The organism is Paenibacillus doosanensis, from assembly GCF_025060755.1.
Classification (GTDB): Bacteria; Bacillota; Bacilli; order Paenibacillales; family NBRC-103111; genus Paenibacillus_S; species Paenibacillus_S doosanensis.
In genome coordinates this window covers 21,177-39,822 of sequence record NZ_JANYUY010000032.1, presented here as the reverse complement: position 1 = coordinate 39,822, position 18,646 = coordinate 21,177, and the positions used below count along the sequence as shown (strand labels likewise).

Below are 18,646 nucleotides of genomic sequence, written 5' to 3'. Positions count from 1 at the left end.
TTTCCTGCAGCGGCTTCCATTGCCGGGCCGGCTTCCTACACGGCTTCCTACATCCAGGCGTTCAGCCCTTCCCAGCGGACCGTCCATGAACCGTCGTCCGGGAAGCCGGGAGCATGCCGCTCGGGACCGCCCTGCCAGCCGCAAGCCATCATCGCCACAGCGGTAAGCAGTCCGCCGTTCCCCGGCAAGTAGGCGTATAACCCCGGACGCTGGTAGTTATGTCCGTTAGGGAGATAGGTATTTTTGGTCACATCCTTGAGCAGCAGATCGACCGCCCAATGACCTTCTCCCAGTCTGGCCGCCGTCATGGCCGCCATCGGGTAATCCCAGCCCCATGTGTCGTCCCAGCGCCAGCTGTCCATAACGCGCTGAAGCGTTCTGCGCATCGCTTCGGCATCGACTTTCTTGCCGGGGAGCATGCCGAGCGCGCCCAGCATGGAAGGATGATCGATATTGGCTTTCGTGTACGTATCCGGGCAATTCTCATGAGCGAGATAAATTCCGTCTTCTTGCGGAAGCTCGGATAACCGGGAGCACACGTCCTGCCACTTGTCGCTGACCGGAAGCCCCAGCCTGCGGGCCCATTTCATCCCGATCTCCAGCCCGTGGCGCCAATATTCCAGCTCATATGTAGGGTTCCAAGTATGCTCGGCCTTATGGTTCTCCTGAGCCGGAATGACCGGCGGTCCTAACACATAGCGCTGCCCCGCATCGTCCCACGCCGCGAAGGAGGCCATAAATTCCGCCGATTCCAGCACGATGTCTCCGTAGCGGATCAGCGTTTCTCGTGTCGGCTCCGCCAGGTAGCATAGCTCCGCCAGCACAATCGGATGCGGCTGCTGCCAAATGAGCAGAGGGGCGATGACCGACGGACTCTGAGCTCCGTCCGATGCGACCATCTTAGGCCAACGCGCGCCGGAATAACCTTGAGAGCGGGCAATCTCCCGAGCCGAAGGAAGAATGTCTCTGTACCAGTCCATACTTCGCTTCAACAGTTCCGTCCTTCCCCATAATGGAAAATGAAACGCATGCCACCAGTGCATCTCCAGATGCAGCTTGCCGAACCAGCTGTTGTACAACAATCCGGTTTCCTGAGGCGGAACCGTTCCCGCGCTGTGGATGGCCGTATTGAATTGAGACAGCACAATGCGCCGTTCCAGCTCGATCGCCCTCGGGTCCGCGCTGTCCGCCAGCTCAACCGCTCCGCCCTTGGACCAGAAGCGTTCCCAGTGGGTGCGGCTCGCTTCGGCCATTTGCTGCACGGTTGGAAGCGTTATCACGTCGTCTAATAATGAAAAGCCTGCCGTCATTTCCAATTTTCCGTTGATGCCGCGGCTTGATAATATAAATTCATGGGCTGCCGTTTGCTTGAGCTCGCCTTGCGACCACTCCAGTTCCACCCGGTAGCCGTCTTCGTCCATGAAACGCTCTATGGCGGCCGTTCTTTCTCGCTTCGGTATGTATCGCGTAGTATGGGAATCCGGCTCTCCCCAATGAAGCCCGATCGTTTGATCCCAGCTTCTGGAAGTCACGCCCGGCGCAGGAAAAGCGATATGAACCGCGAGACGTCCCTGCGTCAACAGCTCGCTCTCCACTGCGATGCCGAACTGTTCCGCATCCGGATGACAGCAGGTCACAACGGTCACCGGCACACCCTCTACGTTGAAGCGGCTGGTCAATATTCCGCTCCACAGATCGAGCTGCTGCTCGATGCCCGTAATTTGGCCGGGCTGCACCTCGCCGCCCGTCTCCGACGCAAATCTGAATCCGAATTGGCCCAGCTGCAGACGGTGCGGATTTTGCCGAAGCCAGTGGTAAGCCTCTTCCTTGTCATCCGGGCGAACGGGATACCCGCCGAGCTTCTTCTCCTCGTCCCGGTACTGCATGCGCACGTCGCTCAGCCGCCAAACGTTCCGGCCGCCGGAGCTGTGCCATGCCCATTGCGTCTGGGTTCCAAGAGGAATCGTATACTGCTCGGGATAAGTTTGAAGGCCTGTGAAGTCGGCTGTAAAGGCAAATTCCCCATTCCCGACTGATAGCGGCGATAAAGGATTAATCTCTCTGATCACCGGATTATGTCTGGTCACTAACGCTTTACGATGAATGCTCAAGTAGGCGCCTCCTTATGCTTAATTATAAATTATTATACCAATCTGATGACCTGACATATGGGGGAGATACACGAAATTTATAGGGCTTCCACCTCATTTTGACTAACCTCACCTATAAAATAAGTGTAGATATAGGTTGATAACCGCATAGGCCTCCGCTTATAATGAGAACAAACTGAGATCCAGCGCCATCCAATTTTTCAACCGAGCAAAAAAGGAAACGCTCTCATGACTGCCGCTGCGAGTTGCGTTCTCTATAGTAGCTCCGGTCTTCTTTCACATTTCGCACATTTACCGGAGGTGGGACGTTCATGCAAACTTTGGCTTCCGAAGTGTTCAATTCAGAGAAACGGTTTCGTCCGGGGATGAATATTTTCGTCAACCGCGCCTATGAGGCGTTTAGCATTCCCCAGCATACGCACGACGCTATCGAGATCAGCTATGTGACCGAGGGGGTCGGTTACCAGTTTATTAACGATACCGTGGTGCCCGTCAAACGGGGCGACATTTATTTGCTCCCCGTCGGCACCTCGCATGTATACCGTCCGCCGTCCCCGGACAAAGTTCGCAGCTTTGCCATCATCAACTGCGTCTTCCGTCCGGAAGCTTTGAATGCGGCTGCGAATTTTCCGCCGCCCGGCTCCGCTTTGCACGATGCTTTGCACGAGCCTTCGCGCTTACAGCAGCCATGGTTGTATCATTACGACAAGGAAAGCAAGTACACCGAGCTGTTCCATACTATGTTGTCGGAATACCGGCTGCGGCTGCCCGGCTACGAGGTAATCGTTCATTCGCTGCTCACCCAAACGATGGCAATGCTTCATCGGGATATGACCATTTCGCTGCTTCCGGAGAAAATGAATTGCAAAGTCCAGGAAGCGCTTCATTTCATTAAGCGCCACTTTCATGAGGATATCAATTTAAAGCAGGTTGCCGAGCACGCATTTCTAAGCGTAAGCCATCTTCAGCGTCTCTTTAAGCAAAACACGGGAACTTCGTTCACCTGCTATGTGCAAAATTTACGTATTCAAAAATGCTGCGCCCTGCTCAAATCAACGACGATGACCGTGCAGCAAACCGCCGGGGCCGTAGGCTATCAGGACATGAAGTTTTTCCATACGCTATTCCGCCAAAAAACCGGCATGACCCCGCAGGAATACCGGAAGTATGACGATCCGGCCGCCGTTCGCTGTGACGGAAGCTTATTACATATGGATGAGGACGAAATCGGCATCTCTGAAAAATAGCATATGAACGAACGCAAAAATAAAACAAGCATGGCCTGCTTAAGAAACGGTTCTTAAGCGGCCATGCTTGTTTGCTTGTTATTGCGGCTTATCCTTCGCCTTGGCGAGCAAATCCTGCACGACTGTGCCGACGGCGATAAGGCCGGCGACCGGCGGCACGAACGCGTTGCTGGCCGGAGGCTGCTGCGCCTTGCGGATTTCGGGCGCATTGTCCGGTACGATCCGCTGCGTCACGTCCTGGCGCGGCTTGATCGGCTCTTCGGTCGAAAAGACGACCTTGACGCCCTTCTTAATCCCGTCTTTGCGCAGCTTCTGACGAATCACTCTCGCCAGCGGGTCCATCGACGTTTTGGAAATGTCCGCCACTTGAAACTTTGACGGGTCCATTTTGTTGGCGGCGCCCATGCTGGAAATGATCGGGATCTTCCTTTGCAGGCACTGCTTGATCAGATGAATTTTGTAGCTGATCGTATCGGAAGCGTCGATGACATAATCGAGCGGATATTCGAACAGCTTCTCATACGTCTCTTCGGTGTAGAACATGCGCAGCGCGATCGCGTCGCACTCCGGATTGATTTGCAAAATGCGGTCGCGCATCAAATCCGCTTTCGGCTGACCCACGGTTGATAACAGCGCATGAATTTGGCGGTTGACGTTCGTAATGTCGACGACGTCCTTATCGATAAGGACGATGCGGCCGACTCCCGTTCGAGCCAGCGCTTCGGCCGCCATCGAGCCTACGCCGCCGATCCCCAGCACGGCTATCGTGCTGTTGCGCATAACCTCCAGGCCTTCCGGTCCGATAGCAAGCTCCGTTCTAGAAAACTGGTGCAGCATCCGGCTGCCCTCCTTATGAATCAGGTAAGAAGATTTATCGGGTATCGCGTGTCAAGAATGGCGGGAGCGGACCTTAAGGAGCCGGATCGCTCCGGCCCCTTAAGGTCCGCAGCCCGTGCAGGCCTGCTTACTTGGAAGCAGGCTGCTTCAAGGCCAAGCGGATGGACAACTGCTCCAGCTGCTTGTCGTCTACCGTGCCCGGCGCGTCTGTCAGCAAGCAGGTTGCGCTGGCCGTTTTCGGGAAAGCGATCGTCTCGCGCAAGTTGGTGCGGCCGGCAATCAGCATGACCAGACGGTCGAAGCCGAAGGCGATGCCGCCGTGCGGAGGCGTGCCGTATTCGAAAGCTTCCAGCAGGAAGCCGAATTTCTCCTGCGCTTCTTCCTTGGAGAAGCCGAGCGCTTGGAACATCAGCTCCTGCACTTCGCGTTTGTAAATCCGCATCGAGCCGCCGCCCACTTCGTACCCGTTAAGAACAAGGTCGTAAGCTTGAGCGCGGATTTGGCCCGGATCGGTATGGAAGAACTCGACGTCTTCTTCTTTCGGGCGGGTGAACGGATGATGCTCGGCTACATAGCGCTTCGCTTCATCGTCATAGCTGAGCAGCGGGAAGTCTACGACCCAGGCGAATTTGAACTTGCTCTCGTCGATCAAGCCGAGCTCGCGGCCGATCTTCAGACGAAGGTTGCCCAGCACGTCGGCAACGACCTTCTTCGTGTCCGCGGAGAAGAGCAGCAAATCCCCTTCCTCCGCGCCCAGACGTTCCTTGAGCGCTGCAAGCTCCTGCTCGGAGAAGAACTTGACGATCGGTCCTTTCATCTCTCCGTCCTTCAGCACGACCCACGCCAAGCCTTTGGCGCCGTAGCGCGCCGCGAAGGTTCCCAGATCGTCGATTTCCTTGCGGCTCCAGCTTCCGCAGCCTTTGGCGTTCAGCGCTTTAACTTGACCGCCCTTCTCGACGACGGAAGCGAATACTTTCACTCCGGACGAAGAGACGATGTCGGACACGTCCTGCAGCTCCAGACCGAAGCGCAAATCCGGCTTGTCGGAGCCGTACTTGCCCATGGCGTCCGCATAGCTGATGCGTTGGAACGGACGCTCGATCTCTACGTCGGCCGTTTGCTTCATCAAACGAACGACCAGCTCTTCCATCATCTCAAGCAGCTGGTCTTGGGACAGGAACGAAGTCTCGATGTCCACCTGCGTAAATTCCGGTTGGCGGTCCGCTCTCAAGTCTTCGTCGCGGAAGCAGCGGGCGATTTGATAGTAGCGCTCCAAGCCGCTGACCATCAGCAATTGCTTGAAAATTTGCGGCGATTGCGGCAGCGCGAAAAATTCGCCCGGGTGCACGCGGCTCGGCACCAAATAATCGCGCGCGCCTTCCGGCGTGCTCTTGGTCAAGATCGGCGTCTCCACTTCCAGGAAGCCGTTCTCGTCGAGGAAATCGCGGAATACCTTAGCCGCTTTGGAGCGAAGCATCAGCGTGCGCTGCATTTCCGGACGGCGCAAATCGAGGTAACGGTATTTCAAGCGCAAGGACTCGTCGATTTCGATGCCGTCTTCGATAAAGAACGGCGGGTTTTTGGCCGGGTTCATAATTTCGATGTCCGTCACGCGGATTTCGATTTCGCCGGTCGCCAGGTTAGGATTGATCGTTTCCGAGTCGCGTTCTACGACTTTCCCGGTTACCGCAAGCACGAATTCGTTGCGCGCGCGGTCGGCAATGCTCAGCGCTTCGCCGGAGAAATCCGGGTTGAAAACGATTTGCACGATCCCGCTGCGGTCGCGCAGGTCAATGAACAATACGCCGCCGAGGTCGCGTCTGCGCTGCACCCAGCCGTTCAAAATGACCGTTTCTCCAATGTTCGCTTTCGTTAAAGCTCCGCAATGATGCGTTTTTAACATCATGATTCATCTACCTCCATAGGGTTAAAAATAATTATTCGCTCAGCTTGCGCATGATCGCCGCAAATTCATCGAGCTTGACGGTCTGCTGCTCGCCGGTGGCCATCGTTTTCACCGTAATTTCGCCGCGGGTCAGCTCGTCTTCGCCGAGAATGGCGACATAATGAGCTTGATACCGGTCGGCTGATTTCATCTGAGCCTTAATTTTGCGGCCCAAGTAATCCTTCTCCGCCTTTAATCCCGCTTGGCGCAGCTCATGCAGCAAACGGGGCAGCTCTTTCTCCGCCTGCTCGCCGAGCCCGACCAGATAGACGTCGAGCGGCCTCGCTACCGGGATCTCGGCTCCTTGCGCCTGCAGCACCAGCAGCGTGCGTTCGAGGCCCAGGCCCAGGCCGACGCCCGGCTGATCCGTGCCGCCGATCTGGCCGACGAGTCCGTTGTAGCGGCCCCCTCCGCCGATCGTGTCAATGGCGCCGATGCCGGCCGCCTTGTATTCGAAAGCGGTATGCGTATAATAGTCCAGTCCCCGCACAAGGCGCGGATTAATGCGGAACGGGATGCTCATCGCCTTAAGATAATCCTGAACCGCCTGGAAGTGGACGCTGCATTCCTCGTCCAAATATTCCAGAATGGTCGGCGCGCCTTCGCCGTATTTCTGGTCGATCTTGCAATCGAGAATCCGCATCGGATTGCGGTCGAAGCGCGATTGACAGTCTTTGCACAGCTTCTCCTTCACCGGGGCGAAAAATTGCTGAATCTTCTCACGATAGACGGCCCGCACGGCGGGATTGCCGACGGAGTTAATCTCCACCGTCACGTCCTTGATGCCGACCTCGCTGTAGAATGTATACCCCAGCGCGATCACTTCCGCATCCATACTCGGATCGGCCGAACCGAACGCTTCCACGCCGAACTGATGCAGCTGGCGGTATCTTCCCGCCTGCGGCTGCTCGTAGCGGAACATCGGCCCGATGTAGTACAGCTTGCTGACGTCCGGCTCGCCGTACAGCTTGTTCTCTACATAGGCGCGAACGACGCCCGCCGTCCCTTCCGGACGCAGCGAGATGCTGCGGTTGCCCTTATCCAGGAACGTGTACATTTCTTTCTCCACGATGTCCGTCGTCTCTCCGACTCCCCGCTGGAAAAGCTCGGTGTGCTCGAAGATCGGGGTGCGGATTTCGCGGTAATTGAATCTTTGGCACAGTTCTCTGGCCTTGCTCTCTACGTACTGCCATTTCTCGACTTCGCCGGGAAGCAAATCCTGCGTTCCCTTAGGCTTTTGAATACTCATCTATAGCCACTCCTTTCATTGACTTCCAGAAATCCGGCTGAACAACGAACAAATCCCCCCAAAAGTGACGTTATGCTCTGAAGCTTAATCCGTCCGCATCCAGCCTAAGCTGGATCGCCGTCTAACCTTCCTCTGAGATCGTTCTATGGGTAGACTTTACTTTCGGGGGAGAACCCGGATATCCACAGGAAATTGCTGCGCATCATTTCCTAAACAACTAAAAAATCTCCCGCCCCCGGCGCTCAAAGCCAGGGACGAGAGACTCGGTTCACGATATCTTCCCGCGGTACCACCCACGATTCGAGTCCGCCACGATATCCTTAATCATATCGTTGGAAGACTCACACTCATGCGGTTAACGCCCGCTCTACGCGAAGCAGCTACTGCACGGACAATCGGTCCGCGGTTCCCTGCCTGTCCTCGGGGAGGTCTGTTCATTCGATTCGCATAAGGAAGCTTGCAGCCTGGACTTCCCTCTCTGACTATGCGGGCTTTCGAATTACTTTGTCCCGTCAACGGATCAAGTATCACTTCATGGATTCTTTGCACTATTGTAATATCGAAATTTGACAAAGTCAAGCCAATTTCGCCGTCGGAACGGCACGATCGTCCAATCCCGCTTATTTTGCCGGTTTTACCTTTTTGTATACGTCGTTAATAAGCATGTACGTATCGCCGTTGGTCAGCTCCTGCTTTTTGCCGATGCCGTCGACGGTTTGCTTGTTCAGATAGCCTTTGGCTTGCAGTGCGCTAAGCGCCTCTCCTTGCGAAGCGTCCAGCTTCAAGAGCGCCGCGATCATAGCGGCGGCTGTATCCAGGCTGAGCGGCTGCTTGTCCGGCTCCTTCTGACCTGCAATCGGCGCCGCCGGATTGCCTGCCAGAGCTTCCGGGTTAAACTTGCGCATGCCGTTCAGCAGATTGACCATCCGCTGCTCGTTCGATGCGCCGTCCAAATTGAATTCGTTTTTGTACCCGCCAGTCGCCAAACCGAGACTGACCGCCGTCTTCAAGCCTTCGTAAGATTTATTCTCCATGAACGGAGCCGGCTTGAGCGAGTAAGGCTTCAGCTCCATTCCCTGCTTGTTCAGCGTATCCTGCAGCTTCGCTATCGTCTCCTTCGATGCCGACATTTGACGGAACGTCATGTTCTGCTCTATCGCCAGCTTGGCGGCCGCGCCGGCCGCCTCACCTTCGGCCATGCCAACCGGGATGACCCTCGCACTGCCGTGCGGCAGCGTGTCATAGCTCGCCGCTCTGCCGACAACGAGCAGTCCGTCCACCTTCAGCGGCACGATGCTGCGAAACGGTATCGCATATTTGTCCGGATCGATGACGACGGCTCCGTTATCGGCCGGGCTTGTCCGCTGGATGTCGACCGGATAGCCGCCGAAGGCGATACGGTCCCATTGGTCGCGGTTTTCGAGCAAATCGATGATCGACAGCCGGTACTCGCCGACCATATGTCTCGATTCGCGCACATACAGCTCGGGAGCGATGCCGTCAAGCTCGACGCCTTCAAAGTCGGGGTAGCTTTTTTTAAGATATTCCAGCACGTGAGGCAGCTCGTCCTTGGCGATCTGCTGCGCTTCCTGCTTGGACTTCGGATCGAACGGATCGACACCGAAAATTTGCAGCGCGTTCACCAGCATCGTATTATCGTTCTGTCTGCCGCCGTTCAGGCCGCGCATTCTGACGCGCTCCTTGTTGACAGCAGGATAATTCTGCATCTTGTCGAAGCCCCACAGGCTCATTGCGTTGATGCCGTACTTCTGCTGACCCTTGTCTTCATCGGCAATCGTCTTGGCGAACTGCTTCCAACGCTCCGGAGTAATATTCGTCAGACGGAATACCGCCGTCACCGCCATCCGGCTCTTCACATCGCCCAAGTCTTCTCTGCCGTGAGTAAACTGCACGCCGGCCGCGTCTCCGATATCTCCGTCCTGGGTTGCATCGATAACCGCCTTGGCTTGTATGGACAGCTTCGTACCGTCCGCTTTGGTGACGGTCACACCGGTAACGGTTGTCGTATCCGCCGATTTGGCGACAGTCGGCTCAATGGATTTGGCCTGCATCAGCAAGTCGATGTTTTTCTCTTTGGCGACCATTGTGTAAAAAGCATTGGCCGCCGTCGTAATATCGAAGGAATCGCCCTCGATTTTGCCGTACCATTCGCCGAAAATACCTTTATTCATAATCTCCGGGGTGCCGAGCACCCCTTTGGCAGGTTCATAGTTCATATCGATGCTGTTCAGCCAGCCTTCCGTCATTAGACCGCCGAGCACGGTACGGTCTTTGCCGTCGACCAGCAGCGTCTTCATCCCGTTGCGCGCCGCGGAAACGGCCGCAGCCACACCCTCCGGATCGGTGCCGACGACGACGACATCATAGCTGCTTTTAATATCCTTGGACGATTTGACTTCCATTAACGCCTGCTGCTTCGATTTGCCGTTTCCGGGCGAAGCCCCCTTTTTCATTGTGAACATATAGACCGCAGCCCCTACGGCAGCCACCAAGACCAGAGCGATGATTGCTAACAGCCACCCCCTGGCATTGCCGGTCGAATAACCTGCTTTCCCCATTACGCACCTCTCAAGCTATTTTTTTTGAAGCTGTTGCCGAATTGAATGCAACGATGATCCAACTACTATATACGGACCAATCATGGCAAATGTTTCAATTCGTTGCGCCGCCCGTGCGGCTTGAAACAAAACTAGACTAAGTGTAACATAACCGCGGCGGCTTGGAAAAGAAACAGGCCCCGTGGGAACCTTGATCCCGCAGGGCCTGCCGTATTTTATCGAAATGTTTTGCGGTGCTGCCTCTTCAACTGCTCGCTGACGGAAGAATAGCCTGCGGACAGCTCGTTATCGCATAGCGCCGCGGCAATCATGCCGAGCGATTCCTCCACGCTGCAAAATAACAGCTGCTGCTCCGGTTGAACGGCCGCTTTTTCTTTGCCGGATTGATGCATAAAGTATGATCTCCTTGTACAGGCGAAAGTAGCGAACTCTTACTGCTAGTTTGTCCAAATCCGCTAAAACCTAACCGTTCAAAGAGGTCATTATGCCGCAGGCCACCTATGCTTGCTCGGCGGCGTCACAAAAGTCTATGATTTGCTTTCAATGATGAGAGTGACCGGTCCGTCGTTAATAAGCGATACGTCCATCATCGCGCCGAAGGTTCCCGTTGCCACCTGGAGGCCGTGCCCCCGAAGCAGCTCGTTGAATTTATCGTAGAGAGGCTTTGCCTGCTCGGGACGCGCCGCGGCCATGAAATTCGGCCGTTTGCCCTTGCGACAATCGCCGTATAACGTAAACTGCGATACGGACAATATTTGTCCTCCGACATCAAGTACGGAATGGTTCATCTTCTCCGTGTCGTCTTCAAAAATACGCAAGCCGGCGATTTTATCCGCAGCGAATTTGGCGTCCTGCTCCGTATCCTCATGGGTAATGCCCACCAATAGGACAAGCCCGCGGGCGATCGCCCCGACGACTTGTCCGTCCACTGTAACCTGCGCCTGCTTGCTGCGCTGTACGACAATTCTCATATTGCATGACCCTCTATTCCTAATAATGACCGGCGTCCGCTTGTGCAGGCGCGGTTAGGATTGCATCATCCGGTGCACCGAGTACACATCCTTGACGCGCTTGATTTTCTCGACGACCGCATACAGATGCTCGATATTGCGTATTAAAATCGTCATGTGAATAATCGCTACCTTGTTTTTGTCCGATCTAGCCGATACGGCGGAGATAACGGTCTTGCTCTCGGAAACCGCCTGCAGCACTTCATTGACGAGACCGAGCCGGTCATGGCCCGTAATCTCGATTTCCACATTGTAGTTGGCTTCGACGGAATCCGCCCATTCGACCTCGATAACGCGGTTTCCTTCATCCCCGTTGTCGGCGCCCGGAATGTTCGTACAGTCGGCGCGGTGTACGGAGACGCCTCGTCCGCGGGTGATATATCCGATGATCTGATCACCGGGAACCGGGTTGCAGCAGCGAGCGAATCGCACAAGCAGGTTGTCCACTCCTTTGACGCGAACGCCGTGAGTCGGCCTTCCTTTACGTTCCCCTGCCGCTTTGATTTCCTTGACCTCTTTGGTGAGCTGCATCGCCTGCTGCTGTGCTTCCTCCTGCTGCTTGCGCAGCTTCTCGGTCAGCCGGGTTACGATCTGCGCCGCCGTAATGCCGCTGAAGCCGACGGCCGAGTACATATCCTCGATTTCATTGAAGTTGAACTTTTTGGCGACCTCCATCAGCTCGTCGTCCTTCATCAGCGTCGGAGGGTCAATCCCGAGGCGACGCAGCTCCCGCTCGATGGCGTCCTTGCCCTTCTCCACATTCTCTTCGCGCTTTTCTTTCTTGAACCATTGGCGAATTTTGCTGCGGGCATGCGAAGACTGCGCCAGCTTGATCCAATCCTGACTCGGTCCGTACGAATGCTTGGACGTCAATATTTCGATTATATCGCCCGTCTTCAACCGATGATCGAGCGGCACGATGCGTCCGTTCACCTTAGCCCCGATCGTGCGATTGCCGACCTCCGTATGAATCCGGTAAGCAAAATCAAGAGGCACCGAGCCTGCGGGCAGCTCGATCACCTCCCCCTTCGGGGTAAAGACGAACACCAAATCCGAGAAGAAGTCCATCTTCAGCGATTCGACGAACTCCGACGCGTCCTGAGCCTCGTGCTGCAGCTCCAAAATTTCGCGGAACCAGTTCATCCTGTCGCCGAAGCCTCCGGAAGGAACCATGCTGCCTTCCTTGTATGCCCAGTGGGCCGCGATCCCGTACTCGGATGTCTTGTGCATATCGAACGTGCGAATCTGCACCTCCAGCGGCTCTCCCTTCGGGCCAATGACCGTCGTATGCAGAGACTGGTACATATTGGGCTTCGGCATCGCGATGTAATCCTTGAACCGGCCGGGCATCGGCTTCCACAGCGTATGAATGATGCCCAGCGTCGCGTAGCAATCCTTGATATTATCGACGATAATCCGCAGCGCCAGCAGATCGTAGATTTCATTGAACTGCTTGTTGCGAGCGGTCATTTTTTTATAAATGCTGTAGATATGTTTCGGACGGCCGGATACGTCGTTGTCGATGCCCATCTCGGACAGTTTCTCGGTGACGGTGGCGATAACATCCTCGATGTACTTCTCGCGCTCTGCCCGCTTCTTTTGCATGAGATTGACAATGCGGTAATATTGCTGCGGGTTCAGGTAGCGCAGCGCGATGTCCTCCATCTCCCACTTGATCGCCGAGATCCCCAGACGATGAGCGATCGGACAAAATATCTCCAGCGTCTCGTACGCGATCCGCCGCTGCGCTTCCTCCGATTGATGCTTAAGCGTGCGCATATTATGAAGACGGTCAGCCAGCTTGATCAGAATGACGCGGATATCTTGCGCCATCGCGACAAACATTTTCCGGTAGTTTTCGTTTTGCTGCTCTTCCTTCGTTTTAAACTTGATTTTCTCGAGCTTGGTCAAGCCGTCCACCAGCATGGCACAGGTTTTCCCGAATTTCTCTTCAACGGTTTGCAAAGAAACGGTTGTATCCTCAACCACGTCATGGAGCAGTGCGGCAATGATCGAAGTCGTATCCATCTGCATGTTGACGAGGATTTCGGCAACGGCGAGAGGATGCAGTATATAAGGCTCCCCCGACTTGCGAACCTGGCCCGAATGAGCCTGTTCAGCGAACTCGTAGGCTTCTCTTATACGCTTGAGATCATTTTCCTTTACATAGCCGGACGCCTTCTCAAGAAGCTGTTCAATGCCCATTCGTTTATCCATTCCCTTAAATCGATTTTAATACATTATGCCTTTGAAATAGGCTCTGCGTCAACTTATTTGCGCCATTTCGACAAACTTTGTCGAAAGATTTTTACCGCTTTTGCCGCCTAAGCTTCCACATCTTGCATTTTTATAGCTTTTTAAGAGATTCCAGAATAATTTTCCGCCGTTCCTTAATATAATTGCGGATCAGTTCCGGCTCTCCGTCGAAGACGCCGTGCGACCATTTTCGCGTCGAATCCCGGTATATATGGGGCGCGATTTGTTCGTGCATCTGCAGGACGACGGGAGCGATGTTCCGCACCGTGAAGTGCCGCTTCAGCACGGAGCGCAGCACGGCTTTATACTGTGCGCGGACGCTCGGAAACGATAGCAGCTTGCGGGTGAGCTGATTGTATCCCTGGACCCGGACCAGTCGGCTGCTGCATTTTTTGCCGTAGCAGTTGCGTCCCCACGTGCCTTCGTAATCCCATGGAATGATCCGGTACCGGCGCTTGCTCCGGTGCAAGTAGACGGCGTAATTTTGATCGAATCCGTCGTAGTTTCCCGTACAGACCGCGCCGGCGAGCCATTTTACATAATTGTCGATGTCCACCCGCTGCTTCAAGTATCGACTTAATTGCTTCCCCTTAAGCGTATTAAGCTTCAAAATAAACGATTTCCAGCGGATGCGGTCGGATTCGCTCCCCATCTTCAGCTCATAACCGCGAAATAAGGACGATTTCGGCTGCCGGGACTCCGGGTTTGACAACTTAAAATTGGCAAAATCGTTCACTGCATAAAACAACGCTTGCACCGCGATGCCGCGCCGCTCGAAAAAATGACGGTCCACTCCTTCAATCTCCAGGTACACCCCGAGGCTTTGCCCGTTAAGGCTAAGCAAGCAATGCCGGGTGCGGGGACTCGGAACGCCGATCCATTCGAAAAATCGGAACGAAAGCGCATTGCGGAGCATGGAGGGATCGTCATACTCGGCATTGTAATGATAAGTTTTCCCTCCGCGTACGACCTCGTACGATTTTTTCGGATAATCCCGGGTATGCCCTCCGCGATAGCGCAGCTTTACAGGCTCTCTCTTTCCTTGGACAACCATAAAGGCGCTTACGTACTTTTCGCTCCATACGTTTTTTTGCAGCGATGAATGTTCTTGTTCGCCAATCTCGATAGACCGGGTAGGCAATTCCATGGCACCGTGCCGCCTTTCTCTAAGAAAAGCAAAAAGCCTATCAACGAATATTGATAGACTTTTTGACGTATTTCACCTTATGCTGCGGCCTCTTTGGCCGGCACGGCGCTTGTTCCCATGGCGGCCAAAGCTGCGCGCGGGTTTTATTGCTCTTCGCCGTTGCCTGGAACGCCGCCCTGCTGAAGGTTGGAATACCAACCCCGGTTCCAGCAAGGGTCGCATCCCCAGCGGTTCCCCAAAGGATGATTACCCCTTGTCCGATCTCCTCCGATGAGGTTCCCTCCGGTTCTGCTGCCGATCGTCCGTTCATCTCCGATATGATCGCCTCTGGTGCGGTTGCCGATTGTCCGGCCTTCCCCGAGACGATCGCCCCCTATGCGGCGGCATCTTCTGCGTCCGCATTCGTTCGCGTCCCCTCTGGAACGAATGCATCTCGTGCGGGTTCCGCATCTGCAAACCCTTCTGGTGCCTCTGCGCCTGCGGCGGCCGCAGCGGCATCTGCATCCGGATATAGCTGCCATGCCAAACTACCTCCTCTATCATTGAGATAGTTTAGTCTATGACTAGCGGACGGCAAATGAAATAGACAATAGTTTGCAAGAAGAAAATATACGGATTTCCTTGTCCAAACGTCCCGGAAGTTTAGAAATCGAAGCGGAAATCTTCATCCTGCAGCGGTTCTACGCGGCTAGCGCGGACATATCCGTTCCCTTTTTTGGAGAAAAAGTCATGCTGCTTCGTATGCGTGCTAATGCCGTTAAATACGATCGGATTGACCTCTTCGTCCGGAAATGCCGGATCGAGTCCGAGATTCATCAACGCTTTGTTGCCGTTGTAACGAACGAACGTCTTCACTTCTTCGGCAAGCCCGACGGCCGTATACAGCTCATCCGTGTAAGCTTCCTCATTCTGGTGGAGGAAATACAGCAGGCCGTACAGCGCCTCCCGCGCTTCTTCCCTCTCGTCCGGAGTCAGTCTGGCATACACTTCCTGGGCCAGCATGCCGACATAGAGACCGTGAATGCTCTCGTCCCGCAAAATCAGGTCGATGATCTCGCCGCTGCTCGTCATTTTTCCTTGACCGGCCAAGTATAACGGATAGAAAAATCCGCTGTAGAACAAGTAGCTCTCCAACAGCACCGAAGCCGCCATGGCAAGATACAGCTGCTTCTCGGAGCGGATGTTCTCGTAATACTGCGAAATGGTTTCCGCCTTCGTTTGCAGCATAGGATGACGCTCTACCCATTGAAAGACGTCGTCGATCTCCTCGTTGGTCGCCAGCGTCGTAAAAATGCTGCTGTACGACTTGGCGTGAATCTGCTCCATCATACCCATGAAGCCGAGCACGGCTTTGCGCTGCAGTCCATCGACATGCTCCAAAATTTTGGGCATGCCGATGCCTCCTTGCACCGTATCGAGCAACGTCAGCCCGCCGAGCACTTTCATATACAGCTCCTGCTCGGTCGGACTCAGCGTCAGCCACGACATCTTATCGTCCGACAGCGGAATCTCCTCGTCGGTCCAAAATTGCATAATGTTCTGGTTCCAGAACATCGCCGTGAAATCGTCATCCGGCCGGTTCCAGTTGACGGCTTTATGCGGCCTGGTCGTTTGTTCGTTCATTCCGTGGTTCCCCCTTGCAAATGTCCGCTCATCTTGATCATACGGAGCAGCTGATGCATTCTTCCACCGTCAGGCGATTTGTCCTCGTATAGTAGAGCGACTTGAGCCCTTTGCGGGCCGCGTAAATATAGTAGCGCGCCAAATCTCTCGTCGTCACGTCGCTATTGACGTGAAGAACGGTGGAAATGCCTTGGTCGACGTGCTGCTGAATTTCCGCGATCAGATCGATCACCTTGAACTGGTTCATATTATAAGCCGATTTGTAGTAAAACACATTGTCTCTGGACAAAAACGGCATCGGGTAATAGGTCGTCGAGTTAGCGTATGTGCGCGTCTCGATCTGCTGAACGATCGGCATGACGCTAGACGTGGCGTTTTGGATATACGATATGCTCTGGGTCGGCGCGATCGCAAGACGGTAAGCATGGTACATACCGTGCTTCGCCACCTTTTCCTTCAATTCAAGCCAATCTGCGGGCGACGGCAGCGTCATCCCTTCGAACAGCTGACCGATTCGGTCGGAAACCGGACGATAGTCGGTATTCGTATATCGGTCGAAGTAGGCGCCCGTCGCATAATCGGAACGCTCGAAGCCTTCGAAGGTTATGCCGCGTTCGCGGGCGATCTCCATGCTTTTCTCGATCGAGTAATAATTGACCGCCATAAAGAAAGCGCGAGCGAATTCTTGGGCCGCATCGCTTTCGTACGTAATATGGTTTTTCGACAAATAGCCGTGCAGGTTCATCGCGCCGAGACCGACCGAATGCAGCTCGCGGTTCGCCTTGACCACGCCGGGCGCATTGGCTACCGTCGTCATGTCGCTGACCGCCGTCAGCGCGATCATGCCTTCGTGGACGGACTCGCGGATTTTGCGCTGCTCCATCACGTTGACGATATTGAGCGAGGCCAGATTACAGCAGATGTCCCGGCGAATGATGTCCTGCTGTCCGTAATCGCCGATCTCCGATGTCTCCTGCAGCTGGAAAATTTCCGTGCACAGGTTGGACATTTTGATGCTGCCGAGCGCCTTCAGCGCATGCTGCCGGTTCGCGTTCGTTTTGTTCATCATGTACGGGTATCCCGATTCGAGCTGAATGGCGGCAATCTTCACCAGCATGTCGCGCGCCGACATAATTACCTTTTTGTTTACGCGCTCGTCGGCAAGCAGCTTATCGTACATGTCGTCCATATCCATATCGTCGAGATGCCGGCCGTAGGCGCGGAACACCGAATAAGGAGCGAACACGTGAAGCGGCTCGTTGCGCTCCGCCAGCTCGTAAAACTTGCCGGGCACGATCAAGCCTATGGACAGCGTCTTGAGACGGCTTTTCTCGTCGGCATTGATTTTTTTGCTGTCGAGAAGCTCCATGACGTCCCAGCCGAAAATATTGTAATAGGCCGCTCCCGACCCTTTGCGTTGACCCATCTGATCCGCGTAAGAGAAGGCGTCCTCCATCAGCTTCAGCACCGGCATGATGCCCTTGGCCGCCCCTTCCACGCCTTTGATCGGCTCACCGCGCCCGCGCAGCTTGGATAAGTTGACGGCAACGCCGCCTCCGACCTTGGACAGCTGCATGCATGTGGCAAGCGTATAATTGATCGCGTTCAGCGAATCGTCCACTTCCAGCAGGAAGCACGAAACCATCTCGCCACGGCGGCTCTTGCCCGCGTTCAAGAACGTCGGCGTGGCCGGCTGAAGCCGCTGTTCCATCATCGACGCCGCCAGCGTCAATGCCGTCGCCGCATCGCCCTGCGCAAGATGCAGGGCAACGATCGACACGCGGTCCGGATAATGCTCCAGATAACGGGAGTGATCGTTGCTCTTCAACGCATAATCCGTATAAAATTTCGAGGCCGCCATATACGAGGAAAACCGGAAATTGTAGCCGTGCGTCAGCTTGTAAACTTCCTCGACCTCCTGCTCGGTGTACTGCTCGTACACATTCTCGTAGTAGTTAAGGGCAATCATTTGCTTTACTTTATCGGTATGGGAGAGGAACGTTTGGCTTTTGGCAAATACCTCTTCCATAAATGCGTCCACCGCTTCCCGGTCCATATCCAGCCGGAAGAAGCCGTCGTCTTCCCGTCTCATCAACTGATTGTTTAATTCAATATGACGCAACCGCGCTCATCTCCTTCATGAATTGCTCTACATCGCGGGACGTGCCCGATAATTCGAATTTGGTCAGCACCGGTACGCCGTACATGCGGGCGATCCGGTCCGCGCTGACGGCAAAGTTGTTCCCCCAATTGCGGTTGCCGCTTGCCGATACGCCGGCCAGGCGGCGATAGTTGCGCTTCAGGAAATGAAGCACCTTCTCAGGAGGCTGGCCGAAACCGGTCGTGTAGGTGACGAGCACAAACGGTTCGTCAATCGTCATATTCTCCTCGATTTTGACCGAGGGCACATTCAGCTTGCCGACGAACCGTTCCACATTGCCGGTTTTGGAGTCGTAAGCAATCAGCATATCGGTGTTCTCCTCTCCTGTTTCCGAACCTATCAAAATTTCTGATAGATTGGCGCCATATCAAAAAAAATCAGCAGGACAAAATCCTGCAAACGTGAAACGCTTCTCTGAAGCCGTTTCTTGAGCAGGAACAAATCCCCCAAAAGTGACGTGATGCTCTGAAGCTTATTCCGT

The 18,646-nt window shown here is 54.7% G+C and carries 14 protein-coding genes; 1 reads left to right on the top strand and 13 read right to left on the bottom strand.

What is annotated here, in order from left to right:
* Positions 1 to 47: 47 nt before the first annotated feature.
* The gene (locus N0M98_RS20985; RefSeq protein WP_259619044.1) at positions 48 to 2,111 is read right to left on the bottom strand and encodes a glycoside hydrolase family 65; all 2,064 of its coding nucleotides are present in this window, start codon (positions 2,109 to 2,111) and stop codon (positions 48 to 50) included.
* Positions 2,112 to 2,422: 311 nt separating this feature from the next.
* Between N0M98_RS20985 and N0M98_RS20980 the strand changes: the two genes are divergently transcribed.
* A complete protein-coding gene (locus tag N0M98_RS20980) occupies positions 2,423 to 3,358 on the top strand; it encodes a helix-turn-helix domain-containing protein (protein WP_259619043.1) in 936 nt (311 codons plus the stop codon).
* Between the two features lie 78 nt (positions 3,359 to 3,436).
* Here the strand turns inward: N0M98_RS20980 and N0M98_RS20975 are convergent, their stop codons facing one another.
* The 12 genes from N0M98_RS20975 to nrdI form a co-directional block, all read right to left on the bottom strand.
* Positions 3,437 to 4,195, bottom strand: coding sequence for a tRNA threonylcarbamoyladenosine dehydratase (locus tag N0M98_RS20975; RefSeq protein ID WP_259619042.1), 759 nt, complete (start codon positions 4,193 to 4,195; stop codon positions 3,437 to 3,439).
* A gap of 127 nt (positions 4,196 to 4,322) precedes the next feature.
* Entirely contained in the window at positions 4,323 to 6,098 is a 1,776-nt protein-coding gene (gene aspS, locus N0M98_RS20970) for an aspartate--tRNA ligase (protein WP_259619063.1), read from the bottom strand.
* A 34-nt stretch (positions 6,099 to 6,132) separates the two neighbouring features.
* Positions 6,133 to 7,389: a histidine--tRNA ligase gene (gene hisS / locus N0M98_RS20965; RefSeq protein WP_259619041.1), complete on the bottom strand. Its 1,257-nt coding sequence runs from the start codon at positions 7,387 to 7,389 to the stop codon at positions 6,133 to 6,135.
* A 620-nt stretch (positions 7,390 to 8,009) separates the two neighbouring features.
* Positions 8,010 to 9,968 carry an FAD-dependent oxidoreductase gene (locus N0M98_RS20960; protein ID WP_259619040.1) on the bottom strand — a complete coding sequence of 653 codons (1,959 nt, stop codon included), beginning with the start codon at positions 9,966 to 9,968 and terminating at the stop codon, positions 8,010 to 8,012.
* Between the two features lie 215 nt (positions 9,969 to 10,183).
* On the bottom strand, positions 10,184 to 10,360 hold the full coding sequence (locus tag N0M98_RS20955; RefSeq protein ID WP_249864689.1) for a hypothetical protein: 177 nt from the start codon (positions 10,358 to 10,360) through the stop codon (positions 10,184 to 10,186).
* A gap of 135 nt (positions 10,361 to 10,495) precedes the next feature.
* On the bottom strand, positions 10,496 to 10,939 hold the full coding sequence (dtd, locus tag N0M98_RS20950) for a D-aminoacyl-tRNA deacylase (protein ID WP_259619039.1): 444 nt from the start codon (positions 10,937 to 10,939) through the stop codon (positions 10,496 to 10,498).
* A gap of 54 nt (positions 10,940 to 10,993) precedes the next feature.
* Positions 10,994 to 13,183: a RelA/SpoT family protein gene (locus N0M98_RS20945; protein ID WP_249866234.1), complete on the bottom strand. Its 2,190-nt coding sequence runs from the start codon at positions 13,181 to 13,183 to the stop codon at positions 10,994 to 10,996.
* Between the two features lie 142 nt (positions 13,184 to 13,325).
* Positions 13,326 to 14,381, bottom strand: a complete 1,056-nt coding sequence (locus N0M98_RS20940) for a CotH kinase family protein (protein ID WP_259619038.1) — start codon at positions 14,379 to 14,381, stop codon at positions 13,326 to 13,328.
* A gap of 143 nt (positions 14,382 to 14,524) precedes the next feature.
* A complete protein-coding gene (locus tag N0M98_RS20935) occupies positions 14,525 to 14,902 on the bottom strand; it encodes a hypothetical protein (RefSeq protein WP_259619037.1) in 378 nt (125 codons plus the stop codon).
* Between the two features lie 121 nt (positions 14,903 to 15,023).
* Complete coding sequence (gene nrdF / locus N0M98_RS20930; RefSeq protein ID WP_249864691.1) at positions 15,024 to 16,004, bottom strand: class 1b ribonucleoside-diphosphate reductase subunit beta; 981 nt, start codon at positions 16,002 to 16,004, stop codon at positions 15,024 to 15,026.
* 37 nt (positions 16,005 to 16,041) lie between these two features.
* A complete protein-coding gene (gene nrdE, locus N0M98_RS20925) occupies positions 16,042 to 18,126 on the bottom strand; it encodes a class 1b ribonucleoside-diphosphate reductase subunit alpha (protein WP_249864692.1) in 2,085 nt (694 codons plus the stop codon).
* A complete protein-coding gene (nrdI, locus tag N0M98_RS20920; protein ID WP_249864693.1) occupies positions 18,113 to 18,472 on the bottom strand; it encodes a class Ib ribonucleoside-diphosphate reductase assembly flavoprotein NrdI in 360 nt (119 codons plus the stop codon). Before nrdI ends, nrdE begins: the two co-directional genes overlap by 14 nt.
* Positions 18,473 to 18,646: the final 174 nt, after the last annotated feature.